A 16,959-nucleotide genomic window follows, 5' to 3' on the forward strand; every position below is an offset into this window, starting at 1 on the left:
ATCTCACCGCCGTATCGAGGTCGAACTTCCCCCGTACGGCGTGAAACGCGGAAATGCAGGTGCTTTATAACTGATTCGGTGGAGCCGGTAATCGGGGGGCGAGCTCATACGGAGGCCGATCCCCTCAGGAGCGGCTCCCGGGGGGCACCGCCCGTGGATCGTTTGAGGGGCCGTCCCGAGGGAAGCGCCATTAGACTCTGGCTGTCCCTGGCCGCGGCCTGTCGCCGCGGCCTTTCCTAACCGAGCTGGACGGAACCGCATGTCTGGGTATGACCGCGTAGTGCAACCCGCGGCCGGTGACGAGGCCCTGGAGAACCACCTTGGTGGGGACGAGGCCAGGAATTACCGGCAGTACGAGCTCGACATGGTCGCCCCACACGTGGGCCGGTCCATGCTGGAGATCGGTTCCGGGCTTGGCCACTTCGCCGAGCAGTTCCTGCCCCGCCTCGACCGGCTGGTGGTCAGCGACTTCGACCCCTACTGCGTGGAGCAGCTCCAGAAGCGCTTCGAGGGCCGCGACGACATCGACGTGCTCCAGTTCGGCCTGCCGACCGAGATCCCCATCGGCGAGAAGGTCGACACCGTCGTGATGATGAACGTCCTGGAGCACATCGAGGAGGACGTCGAGGCCCTGCGGTCGCTCGCCAAGGTCACCCTCCCCGGCGGCCGGATCGTCATCTGGGTCCCGGGCTACATGCAGCTTTACGGGGACTTCGACCGCAAGGTCGGCCACGTCACCCGCTACACCCCGGCCACCCTGCGCAGCACGGTCTCCCGTGCGGGCCTGGACATCGACGTGCTCAAGCCGATCAACTTCCTGGGCGGCATCGCCTGGTGGGCCGCGGTCCGCCGCGGCGGTGTCGGCTACCCCGACCCCCGGCTGGTCAAGATCTACGACCGCACCGTGGTACCCCTCACCCGCCTCATCGAGCGCTTCGTCCGCCCGCCGTTCGGACAGACAGTCTTCTGCGTCGCCCGCGTGCCGAAGTGATCTCCGCCCACGCCATCCCCTCCCCCACGGCCATCGCGATGCCCGGAGCGGCGTGACGGCCGGGGGCGGCCGGATGGCGGCCGGGGCGCGAACAAATCGGTTGCACGCCTCGACAGGGGCGTCGTAGGGTCGTTCACATGTGGATCAACTCCTAAGAGCCGGCGTCGATCAGCCTTCGCTGATCCGCCCGCACTCAGCGTTTCAGCCCCGTTCGTCTGACGCGGCAGCTGAGTCGTCCGACCCGGGATCTCGCCGCGTCGTCACTTTCCTCAAGGAGTCCATATGCGAATTCATGCCGCCCGCAAGCGCACCGGCAAATCCAAGTCCGCCAAGAGCACCGAGACCCACACCCCGCTGCCCGAGCACGTCGTGCCCGCGACGCCCCGGCGGATGCCGATGCCGCCCGCACCGATGAGGCCCACCCGGCAGCCGCGCCGGATTCCCGGCAAGGGCGGTCGCTGACCCACGGAAAAGCCCCGGTCCGCCGACCGGGGCTTTCCCATCTCTCACGGTGCCTCGCGGTTCGAGGCCGCGGGCACCGGCGTCACAGCCGCTCGATGATCGTGACGTTGGCCTGGCCGCCGCCCTCGCACATCGTCTGCAGCCCGTACCGGCCGCCGGTCCGCTCAAGCTCGTGCAGGAGCTTGGTCATCAGGATCGCGCCGGTGCCGCCCAGCGGGTGGCCCAGGGCGATCGCGCCGCCGTTCGGGTTGACCTTGGCCGGGTCGGCGCCGAGGTCGTTGATCCAGGCCAGCGGGACCGGGGCGAACGCCTCGTTGATCTCGGTGACGTCGATGTCCTCGATGGACAAACCCGCCCTCTTCAGCGCCTTCTGCGTCGCCGGGATCGGTGCGGTCAGCATGTAGACCGGGTCGTCGCCGGTGAGCGCCAGGGTGACGATGCGCGCCCTGGGGGTCAGGTTGTGGTCACGGACCGCCTGCTCGGAGGCGATCAGGATCGCTCCGGAGCCGTCGGAGATCTGCGAGGAGGTGGCCGCCGTGATCTGCCCGCCGTCCCGCAGTGTCTTGAGCGACGCCATCTTCTCCAGCGTGGTGTCCGGGCGCGGGCCCTCGTCGTCCTCGACACCGTTGAGTGGGGCGATCTGGTCCTTGAAGTAGCCGTTCGCGACGGCCTTGGCCGCCCGCTGGTGGCTCTCGTACGCGAACTGCTCCAACTGCTCGCGCTTGAGGTTCCACTTCTCGCACATCAGCTCCGCGCCGCGGAACTGGGAGATCTCCTGCTTGCCGTACCGCTCGACCCACTTTTCACCGAAGGGGAAGGGCATGCCCTTCTCCAGCGCCGCGCTGATACTCGACCCCATGGGCACGATGCTCATGGACTCCACCCCGGCGGCCACGACGAGGTCCTGGGTGCCGGAGAGCACGCCCTGGGCCGCGAAGTGGATCGACTGCTGGGAGGAGCCGCACTGGCGGTCGATGGTCACACCGGCGACGCTCTCCGGGAGACCTGCGGACAGCCACGCGTTGCGCGCGATGTCCATGCTCTGCGGGCCGAACTGCATGACACAGCCCATGATCACGTCTTCGACCGCCGACGGGTCGACACCCGTACGCTCGATGAGCGCTCCGAGGGTGTGCGCGGCCAGATCGGTGGGGTGGACGGTGGACAGACCGCCCTTCTTCTTGCCGACCGGGGTGCGGACCGCCCCGACGATGTACGCCTCTGCCACAGTGCCTCCTGCGTGTGAACCGAGCTGCCTGCGAAACCGAGCATCATTCGGTCAGTAGGAGGTTACAACAGAACTTTTGTCCACGCCCTACCCGGGGGTGCCCTCTCCCCCGACAGGACACCCCCGCCTTTTTACGAAATATCAGGAGCTCCGCGCTGACCTGGGCGGTGCCGCTCAGGCCATCCTGGTGCTCGTCATGGTCGCGTAGGCGATGACGTTGTCCGTGTAATGACCGGTCGTGCGGTCATAGGTGCCGCCACAGGTGATCAGGTGCAGTTGCGGGTTCGGCGACTCGCCGTACACCCGCTGCGTCGGGAACACCGACTTGTCCGCCTGCTCCAGCCCGCCGACGGTGTAGACGGCGATGACGCCGTCCTTTCTGTGCACCTCGATGACGTCGCCGTTGCGGATCTCGTCGAGGCGGCTGAAGACCGCGCTTCCCGAGCGCGTGTCCTTGTGCCCGAGCATGATCGCGGGACCGGCCTCGCCGGGCGTGGGTCCCGAGCGGTACCAGCCGACCAGGTTCGGGTTGCCGACCGGCGGCACCTCGATCGCGCCCTTGCCGTCGAGCCCGACGGATCTGACCGGCGCGTTGACGCCGAGCCGCGGGATGACCAGGCGGACCGGGCTGGAGGGCTGCATGGCCGGGGCCGCCGGCAGGCTGGGCTGGGGCGGCGGCACGGTCGGGGGCGCCTGGAAGTACGGGTTCACCGGCGCCGCCGCGGCCTGATTTCTGGGTGGCAGCGTGGTGCGCTCACCCATGCCGTACTCCTCCGGTGCGGCCAGTACGTAGAGCATGCCCACCAGCACCGTGACCACCCCGGCGATCCCGGCCAGGATGAGCACCGACCGCATCACCCGCCCACCGTCCAGATGCCCGTCGAGCTGCCCGCCTCGCGGCCACTCCTCGTAGGGCGGGCCGTGCTGCTGCTGGAACGGGTGCGGGTACTGCGGCGGGACCGGGACCGGCCGGTAGTGGGGCACGTGCCCGGGGTGTTGACCGCCCGGCGGAGGGGTGCTCATCCGGCCACCCCGATCAGCCTCGGCCCGCGGTGCGACGTCGCAGCACCATGCCGCCGATCCCGGCGAACGCCACCATCAGCACACCACTGAGCATGATCATCCGGGCGTCGGGGCCCGCGTCCCCGCCGCCACCCGTGGCGGCCCCTCCGTTGGGGGTCTCGTCGATCTGCCCGTCGGAGGAGGGCTTTTCCGGCTCGGAGGTCTTGGTCCGGGTGACGGTGACCGTCGGCTTGGGAGTGGCGGTCGTACTCGTGCTCGGGCTCGGACTCGGACTCGTGCTCGTGCTCGGGCTGGGACTCGTGCTCGTACTCGTGCTCGGGGAACCCGTCACCACGGTCACCCGCAGCGCGGCGGCGGCGGCCTCGGCCGAGTTGAGCGGAACACCGCAGTCGAGCAGCTCGGCCTCGTTTCCGGTCCCGGTACCGGGGTCCAGGTACAGGGTGAACGGGCCCGGCTGGAAGGCCACCACGCCGGTCGCGCTGGGGGTCACCGTGACGAGCAGGGGAGGTGCGGTGACCGGCTGCCCGGCGGACGGAGGAGCGGCGGTGGCCGCGAGCGAGCGGAGTTCGGAGGGAAGCGCCAGGACCGGCGAGGGGCTGGCGTCGATCTGCACCTCCGCGTCGATGACGACACGCGCGCCCGCCGGGACGGACGCGGTCGGGGTGAGGGTGGGCACCGTGGTGGGCTGGGCGATCTTCCAGGTCGCCACCAGGGGCGCGTTGGTCGCCGCCGCCGTCGGACCGCTGAGGTCCATCTGGAAGGTGTACGTCGCCGACGGTGACGTCACGCCGCCGAGCGTGCAGGCGTAGCTGACCGGGTTGGGGTCGGCGTACATGGAGGCGACCGCAGGGACCGCGCCGAAAAGAACGCCCGCGCCCACCGCGGCGATCGCGGCTGTCTTGACCGCGACGCGCCGCCGCGTCTTGGACTTCAGCACAGTCTCTCCCCATTCCAGATCCATCGACCGGCTCGCACCGGCTTTGAGGCTTACATGCCTTGGTCAAGGTTCGGCATAGATCCTACGAACAGAGACCAGGGTGCGCGAGCAAGTCGGCGAAACGGACACAAATTCCCATCTATCCCACAGCAAACGACACCGTACATCGGTGAAGTTTCGAACAACAGACGGGATGTGGCATGCGACGCTCACGGTGAGTGATCGGACACCGCGCGGATCCGGACACCCACGGGACAGCACACGGGGCTTACGCAGCTCGGCCGGTTCCCGTTCAGGGAGGGTTCGGTGGAAACCGCGCGAGCGGGTATACGGGTCTTGACATCCTCCCACGCTGGAGGTTTGTGATGAGCACGCCAGCTGCGGTGCACGCGCACGGTGGGCAGGCACCCCGCCGACGGATCCCGGCGAGATGGGTGGCCGTCGCCCTGGCGGCGGTCCTCCTGGTCGCCATCGGGCTCAGCACCCATTACCGCTCCGCGGGGTCGGTCGCCGCGTCGGACAACCGGTTCGACCCGGCCGCGTTCGGGGCACGGACGTACGAGAGCGAGGTCGTGCCCGCGATCAGGAGGAAGGCCGTCCCGCTGCCCGAGCTGGTGAAGGCCATGACCACCGACCAGGGGGCGGCCAACAGGCGCTACGGCATCCGGCAGGGCAACGGCCCCTACAATTTCGCGGTCAGGGGCACCGGCAGGGCCGGAGTGGCGAAGTCCGGGCTGATGCCCGTGACCGTGCCGGACCTGCCACCGGGCACCCGGGTCTCGTTGCAGGTAGGTCCCGCCGTCAACGGCACGGCGCTGCGGGACACGGCCGGCATCGGATCCAGGCGGTTCCGCGACCAGGCGGAGTACGCCGCCGCCGCCACCGCGCTGAACAACCAGCTGTGGGGGAGGCTGCTCAAGAACCTGGACCCGGCACGGCTGAACGGCAAGAAGATCTCCTTCGTCGGAGCCTTCGGCTTCCTCACCCCCTCCGTCGTGACCATCACCCCGGTCTCGATCAAGAAGGTTTCGTGAAGACGGCGGCGACCAGGGTGCTGAGTGCCCGCGCCGTCACCAAGGTGTACGGGGGCACGCACGCGCTCAGGGGTGTCGACCTCGACATCGCCGCCGGTCGGGTGACCGCGCTGTTCGGCAAGAACGGAGCCGGCACGTCGACCCTGCTGAAGATCCTCTCCGGGGTCGAGCGGCCCACCACCGGCCATGTCGAGCTCGACGGGAAACCCGTCCGGTTCCTGTCGCCCCGCGACGCCGTCGACCGGGGCATCTCTGTCATCCCCCAGAAGCCCAGCCTCTGTCCCAACCTGAGCATCCAGGACAACCTCTTCCTGGCCCGCGAGATCTGCGGGGGCCCCTGGGTGATCGACCGCTCCGCCCAGCGGGCCACCAGTGCGGCGACCCTCCACAGCCTGGGGGAGGATCTCGATCCCGATCGGCTGGTCGGTGACCTGAGCCCGGCCCGGCAGCAGATCGTCGAGATCGCGCGGGCGCTCATCCAGGAGGCCCGGGTGCTGCTCATGGACGAGCCCACCTCGATGCTCACCTCCCCGGAGATCGAGGCCCTGTTCCGGGTCATCGGAGGGCTGACCGCGAGCGGGGTCGCCGTCGCCTACGCCTCCCACCGACCGGACAGGGCGCTGAGGATCGCCGATGACGTCGCCATACTGCGTGACGGGCGGCTGGTCGCCGCGTCGAACGCCAAGGCCCTCGACATCCGGCGGATCATGGAGCAGATGGCCGGCCGCGCCCCGGACTCCCTGTCCCCGCACCACATCCCGCTCGCCGAGAAAGAGCCGCCGCCGCGCGAGGAGCTGCTGACCCTGCGCGGCCTCTCGGTGGCCGACCCGGCCAACCCCGGCCACCTCGCGATCGACGACCTCTCCCTGACCGTCAGGGAGGGCGAGATCGTGGGGATCTACGGCCTGATGGACTCGGGCCTGACCGAACTACTGGAGGCACTCGCCGGCCGGATCCCCTCGCAGTCGGGTGACGTCCTGCTCTCGGGCATCCCGTTGGAGAACGCGAGCATCCGCGACCGCGTCGGCCGGGGCCTGGTCCTGGTCCCCCGGGACCGCCGGCGCGACGGCCTCGTCCAGACGATGTCGCTCGGGGAGAACCTCTCCCTGGCCGGACTGGACAGGTTCGTCCGGCGGCTGTTCGTCTCCCGGAAGCGCGAACTGGACGCCGTCGATCGGATGATCTCCGGCATCACTCTCAGGACGGACGACGCCGGAACGCCCGTCGAATCGTTGAGCGGCGGCGACCAGCAGAAGGTGGTCATCGGCCGGGCGCTGCTGACCGATCCCCTGGTACTGCTGGTAGACGAGCCCTCGCGCGGCGTCGACACCGACGCCAAGGCCGACATCTTCCAACTGCTGGCGGCACGAGCACGACACGGCCTGGCCGTCCTCTTCACCACGTCGGACGTCGAGGAGGCCCTGCGCGTCCCCGACCGGCTGCTGGTGCTCACCCGCGGGGTCGTCACCGGTGACTTCCGGCGTGGTGCGACAACCCGGGAGGAACTGATGAGCGTGCTGGACGGCGCCACCATCGGCCATGCCGAGGGCGGTGCGAATTGACGCCTCAGGAGACGACCCCGGCACCGGTGCCGCCTGACCGCCCTCCGCCGGAGAGGATCGCGGCCCGGGCGCGCCGCCTGTCCCTGCTGAACGGCCTGTTCGAGTTCCGGGCGCTCATCGCGCTGGCGGTCCTGATCGTGCTCTTCGGCATGCTGACGGATTCGTTCCTCACGGTGCCGAACCTCATCAGGGCGGCCGAGCAGATCGCGGTCAACGGGGTGGTCGCGCTCGGCATGCTGCTGGTCATCCTCAGGGGCGGCATCGACCTGTCCGTCGGCTCGGTCATCGGGCTCTCCGGGGTCGTCGCCGGTGAGTTGCTCGCAGGTCTCGATCTCAGGTTCGTCGACATGATCGCCTACCCGCCCGTGTGGGGCGTGGTCGTGCTCTGCGTCGCGGTCGGCATGCTCGTCGGCCTGGTGAACGGCGTCCTCGTCACCCGGTTCGAGGTGGCGCCGTTCATCGCGACGTTCGGCATGCTGTACGTGGCGCGGGGACTCGCGATGCTGATCTCCGGCGGCTCGACCTACACCGACCTGGACGGCAGCCCCCAACTCGGCAACACCGGCTTCGGCCTCCTCGGCGACGCACGCCCACTCGGCATCCCGATCTCGATCTGGATCATGGTCGCCCTGGCCGTCGCCGTCATGCTGGCGCTCACCAGGACACCGTTCGGCCGGTGGTTGTACGCCGCGGGCGGCAACGAGCGGGCCGCGGAGCTCTCGGGGGTCCCGGTCAACCGCGTCAAGACGGTCGTCTACGTGATCTCCGGCGCCTGTGCCGCGCTCGCGGGCCTCCTCATCGCCTCGGAGCTGACCGTGGCGACGCCTCAGGCCGGTGAGACGTTCGAGCTCAACGCGATCGCCGCGGTCATCCTCGGCGGCGCCACGCTGAACGGGGGCCGCGGCACCGTACGGGGCACCCTCGTCGGAGTCCTCGTCGTCGCTCTCCTCGTCAACGGCCTGATGATCCTGGACGTGTCGCTGTTCTGGCAGATCCTCATCAAGGGAGCCCTGATCATCTTTGTGGTGATGCTGGACCAGGGGCGGCGGCGGCTCCAGCGGCACAGGTCCGCGCTCTCGGCGCTGGCCTCCGACGGGCGACCGGACTGACGGGCCGCCTCCCGACACCCGCCCATCCCGGCGTCTCCCCGATCCGCCGGTGATGTTCACGACGGTACGGTTGCCGCTTCTTTTGGATTTTCAGATTAATAGGTGATCCAACTCTCATTGGGCAATTGGCAGGATAAACGGCATGGCAGTCGAAGCGTTCAGCAGCGATGTCACGCTGCGCATCAACGGTGCCGACCACTCCGTCTCCCTGGACAACCGGGTGACCCTGCTGGACGCGTTGCGGGAGCATCTCGGCCTGACCGGGGCGAAGAAAGGGTGCGACCACGGGCAGTGCGGGACGTGCACGGTCCTGCTGGACGGCCGGCGGGTGAACAGCTGCCTGACGCTCGCGGTCACCGCCACCGAGCAGGAGATCATCACCATCGAGGGGGTCGCCGACCTGGTTCGCGCGAACGACCTGCACCCCGTTCAGCAGGCGTTCCTCGACCACGAGGGCTTCCAGTGCGGCTACTGCACACCGGGCCAGATCTGCTCGGCGATCGGCGCGCTCGCCGAGGCGGACGCGGGCTGGCCCAGCCATGTCACCGAGGACGTCGCGGCCGGTGTCGCCTCCCGCGCCGCGCTGGACGCCGAAGAGGTCCGCGAACGGATGAGCGGCAACCTCTGCCGCTGCGGGGCGTACGCCGGGGTCGTCGAGGCGGTCCTCGAAGTCGCCGGGGCGGGTCCCGGAGGCGGACGGTGAGACCTTTCGCCTACGAGCGCGCCGCCGACCCCGGTGCCGCCGCCACCGCCGTGGTGGACGGCACCGACGCGATGTTCCTGGCCGGCGGAACCAATCTGGTGGACCTGATGAAACTCGGTGTGGCCCGGCCGGCGAAGCTGGTGGACGTCACCCGGCTGCCGTACGACCGGATCGAACACCGGGCCGACGGAAGCGTGCTCATCGGCGCGACGGTGCGCAACAGCGACCTGGCCGGCGACCGGGGCATCAGGGAACGCTTCCCGATGCTCACCCGGGCCGTGCTGTCCGGAGCCTCCGGACAGCTCAGGTCGATGGCCACCACCGGCGGAAACCTGCTGCAGCGCACGCGCTGCCCGTACTTCCAGGACGTCACCAAGCCGTGCAACAAGCGTGACCCGGGCGCGGGCTGTTCCGCGATCGGCGGCGGTCACCGCGACCTGGGGGTGATCGGCACCTCCGGCAGCTGCGTGGCCACCCACCCGTCCGACATGGCGGTGGCGATGGCCGCTCTCGACGCCGTGGTGCACCTCAGGCTCGCGGGCGGAGAAGAGCGGGCGGTGCCGCTCCACGACCTCTACCTGCTGCCCGGCGACACCCCCGATCGCGAGACGGTACTGGAGCCGGGCGACCTGATCACCGGTGTCGAACTGCCGCCGCCGCCGGACGGCGCGGCCATGCGGTACCGCAAGGTCCGCGACCGCTGGTCCTACGCGTTCGCGGTGGTCTCGGTCGCGGCCCTGGTCACGACGGAGGGCGGCGGGTCGCTGCGGGAGATCCGGCTGGCACTGGGCGGCGTGGCCCCGCAGCCGTGGCGGGCACACCAGGCCGAGCGGATGCTGGCCGGTCACCGGCCGAACAGGGAACTGCTGCTGGCGGCGGCGGAGGCGGAGTTCGCGTCGGCACGCCCCCTGCCGGGGAACGAGTTCAAGATCGGGCTCGCCGCCGATCTGATCGCGGCGAGCGTACGCGATCTCATGGCGGACCTCGTGGCGGAGGAACGGCGATGACCACGCTGGACAAGGTGGTGGGCAGGGCACCGACCAGGATCGACGGGCGCGAGAAGGTCACCGGCGCGGCCCGCTACGCCTACGAGTACCCGGTGCCGAACGCCGTCTATGTCTGGCCCGTGCAGGCCACCATCGCCCGCGGCCGGGTGCGCGCCGTCCACGGCGGCGCCGCGCTGGCCCTGCCGGGGGTGATCGCCGTACTGAACAGCGGCAACGTCTCCCGGCTGCGCCCCGCCGACGACGCCGAGCTGGCCGTCCTGCAGTCGGCCGACGTCGCCTACCGCGGGCAGATCGTCGCGGCCGTGGTCGCGAGCACCCTGGAAGGCGCCCGCGAGGCGGCGTCGGCGGTACGGGTGGACTACGACGAGCAGGAACACGACGTCGTGCTGAGCCCGGACAACCCGCGGATCTTCTCACCCCGGAAGGCCAACGCGGGTTTCCCCGGGACCGTCCACTGGGGCGACGCCGAGAGCGCCCTGACCGCGGCACCGGCCGGCGTCGACGCCACCTACACGACCCCGGCAGAGCATGCCAGCCCGATGGAACCGCACGCCACGATCGCGTTCTGGGAGGGCGAGACCCTGACCCTCTACAACGCCGACCAGGCGCCCTGGATGTCGGCGACCGCGATCGCCGCGCTGTTCGGCCTCGCCGACGGCGCGGTGAGCATCGTCGCCGACCACACCGGCGGCGGTTTCGGGTCGAAGGCGGTACCGCGCCCGCCGACCGTGCTGGCGGCGCTGGCCGCCCGCGCCGTCGGGCGGCCGGTCAAGGTGGCGATGACCAGGCAGCAGATGTTCCCGCTCGTCAGCTACCGGACGCCCACCGTGCAACGGGTGCGTCTGGGGGCCGAGCTGGACGGCCGGCTGACCGCGGTGTGGCACGACGCGCTCCAGCAGAGCTCGAAGCGCGTCGAGTACACCGAGCAGACGGTCGCGGCCAGCCGCATGATGTACGCGACGCCCAACAGCCATACCGCCCACCGGTTGCTACAGCTGGACGTGCCGACCCCGTCGTGGATGCGCGCGCCCGGCGAGGCTCCGGGGATGTTCGCGCTCGAATCGGCGATGGACGAGCTGGCGTACGCCCTCGGGATGGACCCCGTCGAGCTGCGAGTCGTCAACGAGCCCGCACTGGACCCCGAATCGGGCCTCCCGTTCAGCAGCCGCAACCTGATCGCCTGCCTGCGGGAGGGGGCGGCGCGCTTCGGCTGGGCCGGACGCGACCCCGCGCCGGGCCTCCGCAGACAGGGCCGGTGGCTCGTCGGCACCGGCGTCGCGTCCTCGACCTACCCGGTTCTCACCATGGCGTCCACCGCGACCGTCCGCGCCGAGCCGACGGGCAGGTTCGTGGTCGAGATCGCCGCGGCCGACATCGGGACCGGGGCTCGCACCGCGCTGGCCCAGGTCGCGGCCGACGAGCTCGGGGTGCCGATGGACCGGATCACCGTCCTGGTGGGCCGCAGCGTCTTCGGACCCGCGCCGTTCGCCGGCGGGTCCATGGGCACCGCCTCGTGGAGCTGGGCGGTGAGCAAGGCGTGCCGGGCACTGGTCAGGGAGCTCGACGAACGGGCCGGAGTGATCCCCCCCGAAGGACTGCAGGCGCGGGCGGACACCACCGAGGACCTCGCCGCCCAGGAGCGGTTCTCCCGCCACTCGTTCGGAGCGCAGTTCGCCGAGGTCAAGGTCGACGTCGACAGCGGGCAGGTCCGTATCGAGCGGCTGCTCGGGGTCTTCGCGGCCGGCCGGATCGTCAACGCCGGGACGGCGCGCTCGCAGTTCCTCGGCGGCATGACGATGGGGATCTCCATGGCCCTGCACGAGTCCCTGCAGCTGGACCCCCGCTTCGGTGACTTCACCAACCACGACCTGGCCACCTACCACATCGCGTCGAACGCCGACGTCCGCGGGATCGAGGCGCACTGGATCGACGAGCATGACGACCGGCTCAATCCTGTCGGTGTCAAGGGCATCGGCGAGGTGGGGATCGTCGGCACCGCCGCCGCGATCGCCAATGCCGTCTTCCACGCCACCGGCTCCCGGCAGCGCGACCTGCCGATCACCCTCGATCGGGTGCGGGCCGCCATGCACACCGGCTGACGGGATCTTCCCCGCCGAACCCGGGAAGATCACCGCGACAGGTGGGGTCGGGCGGGATTTACCGTGAGCATGGGGCAGAGTGGTCGAGTAGACCGGGACTGACCGCCCCAGGACCACCCGTCGCCGGCGCGCTCGGCCGCAGAAGAGGTGACCATGAGGAAGACCGCGAGCCGGATCGTGCCGACCGCCGGCCTGGTGGCCATGCTGATGGCGATGTCGGCCGGCTGCGCCGATGACCCGGCCGCCAAGGGGGTGGCTCCCCCGAGCGCGGCGCCGGCGACCTCGGGGAGCATGAGCGGCACCCCCGGCCCGGCTCCGAGCAGGGTGCCGGACGGGGCGCCGGACCTCCAGGCCGGGAAGGAGGTGGCCCGCGACATCCAGGTGCCCTGGGGTCTGGCGTTCCTGCCGGACGGCGACGCGCTCGTCTCCGAGCGCGACAGCGGCCGGGTGCTCCAGGTCCCGGGGCGCGGCGGGCGGCCACGCGAGGTCTACCGGGTGCCCGGCGTGGTCGCGAGCGGTGAGGGCGGCCTGCTCGGGCTGGCCGTGTCACCCGGCTATGCCAGGGACCGTTACGTGTACGCCTACCTCACCACCTCCTCCGACAACCGGATCGTGCGTTTCCGCCTCGGCGACGCCACACCCGAGGTGCTGTTCGACGGCATCGCCAAGGCCTCCTTCCACAACGGCGGCCGCATCGCGTTCGGACCGGACGGCATGCTGTACGCCGGCACCGGAGACGCGGGGCAGCGGAACTCGTCGCAGGATCCACGCCTGCCGAACGGGAAGATCCTCCGGCTGACACCGGAGGGCAGGCCCGCCCCCGGCAACCCGACGCCGGGCTCGCCGGTCTACAGCCTCGGCCATCGCAACGTCCAGGGACTGGCCTGGGATGAACAGGGGCGCCTTTTCGCCACCGAGTTCGGGCAGAGCGCGCTGGACGAGGTCAACCTGATCGAGCCCGGCCGCAACTACGGCTGGCCGGAGGTGGAGGGCAAGGGCGACACGCGCGGCGGTGAGTTCACCAACCCGCTGGTGACGTGGCCCACGAGCGAGGCGTCTCCCTCCGGTGCCGCCATCGCCGGGAACACGCTGTACGTGGCGGCGCTACGCGGGGAGCGGTTGTGGACGGTGCCCCTGCGCGACGGGAGAACCGGCGAACCCCGGGCCGAACTGGTCGGCCGGTACGGCCGCCTGCGCACGGTCGCCGTGGCACCGGACGGGGCGCTCTGGCTGACCACGTCCAACACCGACGGGCGCGGTGAGGTGCGCGAGGGCGACGACCGGATCCTGCGCTACCCGGCCAGGGCCGGGACGGGGTGACGTGCCCCTCGGCCGCGGCCGGCGCAGCGTCGGCACAGGGCGGCACAGGGCCGGCGGGCGCGGTCAGCCCTCGGTACGGAACCGGTCCCGTACGGCACGCGCCATGCCGGGGTCGTCGGCGATCACCCCGTCCAGGTTGAGCCGGTACAGACGCCTCAGCCACTTCCGCACCTCCTCGTCGGCGCGGCCGCCCGAGCTGTCGCCCCTGAGGTCCGCCCGGAGCCGCACGGCGAGCTTGCGAACCGTCGTGGCGTGTACCAGGAGCCCTTCTCGCTGGGCGTTCCTGACGAGCGCGGCGGGTGACACCGGCCTGCTCTCGAAACCGCCGGGATCACGGGGGCCGATCCGCTTCGTGACCACGCCGATGCCGTCGGCGTACTTGGCGATCTCCCGTAGGCCCTCCGGAGTGACCATGTCGTCGTAGGTGGTCGGATCGCCGGCCCGCACATGGTCGTACGGGGCGCCGTTCGCTCCGATGAACTGGATGAGCCGGAGCCGGGTGAGGGGGTGCAACCGCTTGAGGTTCCCGGTCTCGAAGGACTGGATGAAGACCGGGTCCCGCTCGTCGTCCCAGCCGTACTTCCGGAAGGTCTCCAGCAGCGGTTCCTCCAGCGGCAGCCCGATCGAGGCGAAGTAGGTGGGGAACTTGGTCTCGGCGTAGACGCCCACGCCGTGATTCTGCGCGAGCTGGACTATCTCATCGAGTGTCGGGATTCTCTCCATCCCGTCGTAGGCGGTGTTGCCTCGACGCTGCGTGGGGAAGCGTTCCCTGGCACGGAGGGTGCGCAGCTCCGCGAGGGTGAAGTCCTCGGTGAACCAGCCCGTGTGCCGGATGCCGTTTATGGTCTTGGAAGTCCTGCGGTCGGCGAACTCCGGATGCCTCGCGACGTCGGTGGTCGCCGAGAGCTCGTTCTCGTGCCGGGCGACCAGCACGTGGTCCTTGGTCGAGACGAGATCGGGCTCGATGTAGTCGGCGCCCATCGAGATGGCGACCGTGTAGGCGAGAAGCGTGTGCTCGGGCCTGAAGGCACTGGCCCCGCGGTGCGCGATGATGATCGGCTCGCCCCCGCGGCGTCCGAGTCGCCCGACCTCCGGGCTCGCCTGGTGCTCGGCCGTGAAGTGCACGGGCCGTTCGACCGTGGAACCCGTGAGCCGTTTGGACACCGAGTCACCGGACTGCTCGGTGAGACTCGCGGATCGCGTACCCGTCGATTCCTCGTGATGGAGGGCGCAGATCGCGGCCATTCCTATGAGTACGGCCAGCACACCGGCCCGCGCCTTGCTCACCTGCGTACACCCCTCACTCTGGGTCAGAGGGGGGACACATTCGCATAAACCCCTATACCCGGACCGGACAGGTGATTAACGATCAGAAGCGATCCACTCGGGAGCATGTTGCACGACCGTCTCCGGAAATAAACTGAAATGTCCCCCAGCGGCCGCGCCGATATCGCGGCAGCCGACATCATCGCCACAACCGGGCTACGACGGCCTCCACTGGACGTGCGCGAGTGGCGGTGCCCGCTGTGACGCGACCCCGCAGGTCCGTTGTTCGACGGAGAAAGAAGAAGTGGCCGACTGCCCGGTCCGCGTCTCGACGCCTCCTGGGACGTCACCGCCGGCGTGTCGATTCAGCGCGTGACCGCCCACCGCGTCGGCCTCGGACCCCGTACCGGCTCAGGCCCCTTGCCGATCCCGGGCGGCGGGCCGGCCGCGCACCACGGGTTGCCGCCCCGGTTTCAAACGGCAGGCCAGGCAGCTACCAACCCGCCCGGCCCGGCCGCTGACCGTGCCGGTGGTGCCCGCCGTGCCTCACCCGCCCATGCCGCCCGTACCAGCGATCCCTGTGTCGCCGTGCATCCGAACCGCGCCGCCCGAACCCGCGGTCACCGTATCGTCCCGCCTCGAAACCCCGCCGCCCGACCCCCCGGTCTCCGTACCCGGCCTCCGGGCCCCGCCGCCCGAACCCCCGGTCCTCATACCGCTCGGGCCTCAAATCCCCCGAGCGCCCGAATCCCCAACCCTCACCGCGCTCGGCATCTGAATCCAGCCGGCCAACCCCGTAGTCCCCATATCGCCCGGAATCCGAATCATCTGACCGCCCGAACCCCCGCCCCCCACCGCGCTCGCCGCCCCGGCCCCGCCACCCGAACCAGCGACCCCCGTGACGCCTCGCCTCATGGCCCCGCCGCCCGAACTCCCGCGCCCTGTGCCGTCCGGCATCCGAACGCCTCGGTCGCCCGAACCCCCAGTTCCCTCCACGTTCGATGCTCGACTCGGAGCGCGTGGCCGTGTGCCCGTTCCCCGAACGCAGCCGCTTGATCGTCCATCCTCCGGCGTGCTTGCCCCCCGAGCTCGCGGACTTGTGCGCGCCCCAACTCGTGGAGCGCTCGTGCGACGGCTTCGAATGCTGGGCGGCGCCGAGAGCGGCCACCCCTATGAGTACGGCCACGACACCGGCCCGCACGATGCTCACCTGGGCACACCCCCGCCTTCTGATCATTCGGGGGGCCACTTCGTACAAACGACTCCCTACCCGGATTGGCGGGGAGGCTAACGATCGGAGGCGGTCGCCGGAGCGGCCGCGCCCCGCCGATTCGGCGAGTACGGCGGCCGGGCCCGGCGGTCAGGTGCGACGGGTCTTCGACAGGGTCGCGTAGACGATGATGTTGTCGGTGTAGTGACCGGTCTTCCTGTTGTAGACACCGCCACAGGTGATCAGGCGCAGGGTCGCCTCACCGGTGTTGCCGTAGACCCGCTTCGACGGGAAGGCCGCCTTGCTGACCTGCTCCACACCGTCGACCGTGAACTCCGCGACGGTCCCGTCCGTCCGGGAGACCTTGATCTTGTCTCCGCGCTTGATCTCCTTCAGCCTGCTGAAGACGGCGGCCCCGTTCCGGGTGTTCACGTGCCCGAGAACCACCGAAGGTCCCTGCTGCCCGGGAGTAGGACCGTACTTGTACCAACCCGCCTGGTTGGGCTTGCTCAGCGGCGGAGTCTGGATCTCCCGCTTGGCGTCGACACCGAGCGCCATCAGCGGGGCCAGCACACCGATCTTCGGGATGGCCAGCCGCCGGGGCTTCACGCCGTCGCTCTTCAACGGCGCCGGAGGCTGGACCACCGGCAGCGGTGGCGGCGCCGTGGGCGCGGCGGCCGTCAGCGGGACGTCCAGCCCGCCCGGTCCCACCGCTGACGGCAACACCCCCGCGGGCTGCTCGGCGACCTGCTCCCCGGTGCCCGGCTGCGCGCCCGGCTGTTCCTGAAGGGTGCTGACCGCCGCCTGCGGCTCGGACAGCCCGTAGCCCGGATCCTCCGGCGCCGGTGAGAGGTACGCGAGCAGCCCCGCCATGATCGCGGCCACCCCGCCGAGCGACCCGGCCACGAGGAGCCCGGCCATCAGCATGTTCCCCTTGGGCTTGGCCGGGCCGCCGCCGGGATAGGGGCCGGGACCGCCCTGCACAGGTCCTTGGTACATCCGGCGCCT

The 16,959-nt window shown here is 70.5% G+C and carries 14 protein-coding genes; 9 read left to right on the forward strand and 5 right to left on the reverse strand.

Annotated elements, in window-relative coordinates; all coding sequences use genetic code 11:
* The first annotated feature begins 280 nt into the window (after positions 1 to 280).
* Positions 281 to 991, forward strand: coding sequence for a class I SAM-dependent methyltransferase (locus ACFQVD_RS25810; protein ID WP_343968390.1), 711 nt, complete (start codon positions 281 to 283; stop codon positions 989 to 991).
* A 282-nt stretch (positions 992 to 1,273) separates the two neighbouring features.
* A complete protein-coding gene (locus tag ACFQVD_RS25815; protein ID WP_343968392.1) occupies positions 1,274 to 1,453 on the forward strand; it encodes a hypothetical protein in 180 nt (59 codons plus the stop codon).
* Positions 1,454 to 1,535: 82 nt separating this feature from the next.
* Here ACFQVD_RS25815 and ACFQVD_RS25820 read toward each other — a convergent pair whose 3' ends face one another.
* The 3 genes from ACFQVD_RS25820 to ACFQVD_RS25830 all read right to left on the reverse strand — a co-directional run bounded on the left by ACFQVD_RS25820 (position 1,536) and on the right by ACFQVD_RS25830 (position 4,641).
* The gene (locus ACFQVD_RS25820; protein ID WP_343968395.1) at positions 1,536 to 2,681 is read right to left on the reverse strand and encodes an acetyl-CoA C-acetyltransferase; all 1,146 of its coding nucleotides are present in this window, start codon (positions 2,679 to 2,681) and stop codon (positions 1,536 to 1,538) included.
* A gap of 174 nt (positions 2,682 to 2,855) precedes the next feature.
* Complete coding sequence (locus ACFQVD_RS25825; protein ID WP_343968398.1) at positions 2,856 to 3,704, reverse strand: class F sortase; 849 nt, start codon at positions 3,702 to 3,704, stop codon at positions 2,856 to 2,858.
* A 13-nt stretch (positions 3,705 to 3,717) separates the two neighbouring features.
* Entirely contained in the window at positions 3,718 to 4,641 is a 924-nt protein-coding gene (locus ACFQVD_RS25830) for a hypothetical protein (RefSeq protein WP_343968400.1), read from the reverse strand.
* A 365-nt stretch (positions 4,642 to 5,006) separates the two neighbouring features.
* Between ACFQVD_RS25830 and ACFQVD_RS25835 the strand changes: the two genes are divergently transcribed.
* The 7 genes from ACFQVD_RS25835 to ACFQVD_RS25865 all read left to right on the forward strand — a co-directional run bounded on the left by ACFQVD_RS25835 (position 5,007) and on the right by ACFQVD_RS25865 (position 13,475).
* Positions 5,007 to 5,675, forward strand: a complete 669-nt coding sequence (locus ACFQVD_RS25835) for a DUF2291 family protein (RefSeq protein ID WP_343968402.1) — start codon at positions 5,007 to 5,009, stop codon at positions 5,673 to 5,675.
* A complete protein-coding gene (locus ACFQVD_RS25840; protein WP_343968404.1) occupies positions 5,672 to 7,237 on the forward strand; it encodes a sugar ABC transporter ATP-binding protein in 1,566 nt (521 codons plus the stop codon). The genes ACFQVD_RS25835 and ACFQVD_RS25840 overlap by 4 nt, the downstream gene beginning before the upstream one ends.
* A 26-nt stretch (positions 7,238 to 7,263) precedes the next feature.
* The gene (locus ACFQVD_RS25845; protein ID WP_343968406.1) at positions 7,264 to 8,346 is read left to right on the forward strand and encodes an ABC transporter permease; all 1,083 of its coding nucleotides are present in this window, start codon (positions 7,264 to 7,266) and stop codon (positions 8,344 to 8,346) included.
* Between the two features lie 142 nt (positions 8,347 to 8,488).
* Positions 8,489 to 9,049 (forward strand): 2Fe-2S iron-sulfur cluster-binding protein, encoded by a 561-nt coding sequence (locus ACFQVD_RS25850; RefSeq protein WP_343968409.1) that lies wholly within the window; start codon positions 8,489 to 8,491, stop codon positions 9,047 to 9,049.
* Positions 9,046 to 10,056 (forward strand): FAD binding domain-containing protein, encoded by a 1,011-nt coding sequence (locus ACFQVD_RS25855; RefSeq protein ID WP_343968412.1) that lies wholly within the window; start codon positions 9,046 to 9,048, stop codon positions 10,054 to 10,056. The genes ACFQVD_RS25850 and ACFQVD_RS25855 overlap by 4 nt, the downstream gene beginning before the upstream one ends.
* Positions 10,053 to 12,155, forward strand: coding sequence for a xanthine dehydrogenase family protein molybdopterin-binding subunit (locus ACFQVD_RS25860; protein ID WP_343968416.1), 2,103 nt, complete (start codon positions 10,053 to 10,055; stop codon positions 12,153 to 12,155). Before ACFQVD_RS25855 ends, ACFQVD_RS25860 begins: the two co-directional genes overlap by 4 nt.
* A 153-nt stretch (positions 12,156 to 12,308) precedes the next feature.
* Positions 12,309 to 13,475, forward strand: coding sequence for a PQQ-dependent sugar dehydrogenase (locus ACFQVD_RS25865; RefSeq protein ID WP_343968419.1), 1,167 nt, complete (start codon positions 12,309 to 12,311; stop codon positions 13,473 to 13,475).
* Positions 13,476 to 13,538: 63 nt separating this feature from the next.
* On the opposite strand, the gene ACFQVD_RS25870 is transcribed toward ACFQVD_RS25865, so the two are convergent.
* Complete coding sequence (locus ACFQVD_RS25870) at positions 13,539 to 14,762, reverse strand: glycerophosphodiester phosphodiesterase family protein (RefSeq protein ID WP_343968421.1); 1,224 nt, start codon at positions 14,760 to 14,762, stop codon at positions 13,539 to 13,541.
* A 1,339-nt stretch (positions 14,763 to 16,101) separates the two neighbouring features.
* Entirely contained in the window at positions 16,102 to 16,950 is an 849-nt protein-coding gene (locus tag ACFQVD_RS25875; RefSeq protein WP_343968423.1) for a class F sortase, read from the reverse strand.
* Between the last annotated feature and the right edge of the window lie 9 nt (positions 16,951 to 16,959).

Origin of the sequence: Streptosporangium amethystogenes subsp. fukuiense (assembly GCF_042665875.1) — a bacterium.
GTDB lineage: Bacteria > Actinomycetota > Actinomycetes > Streptosporangiales > Streptosporangiaceae > Streptosporangium > Streptosporangium fukuiense.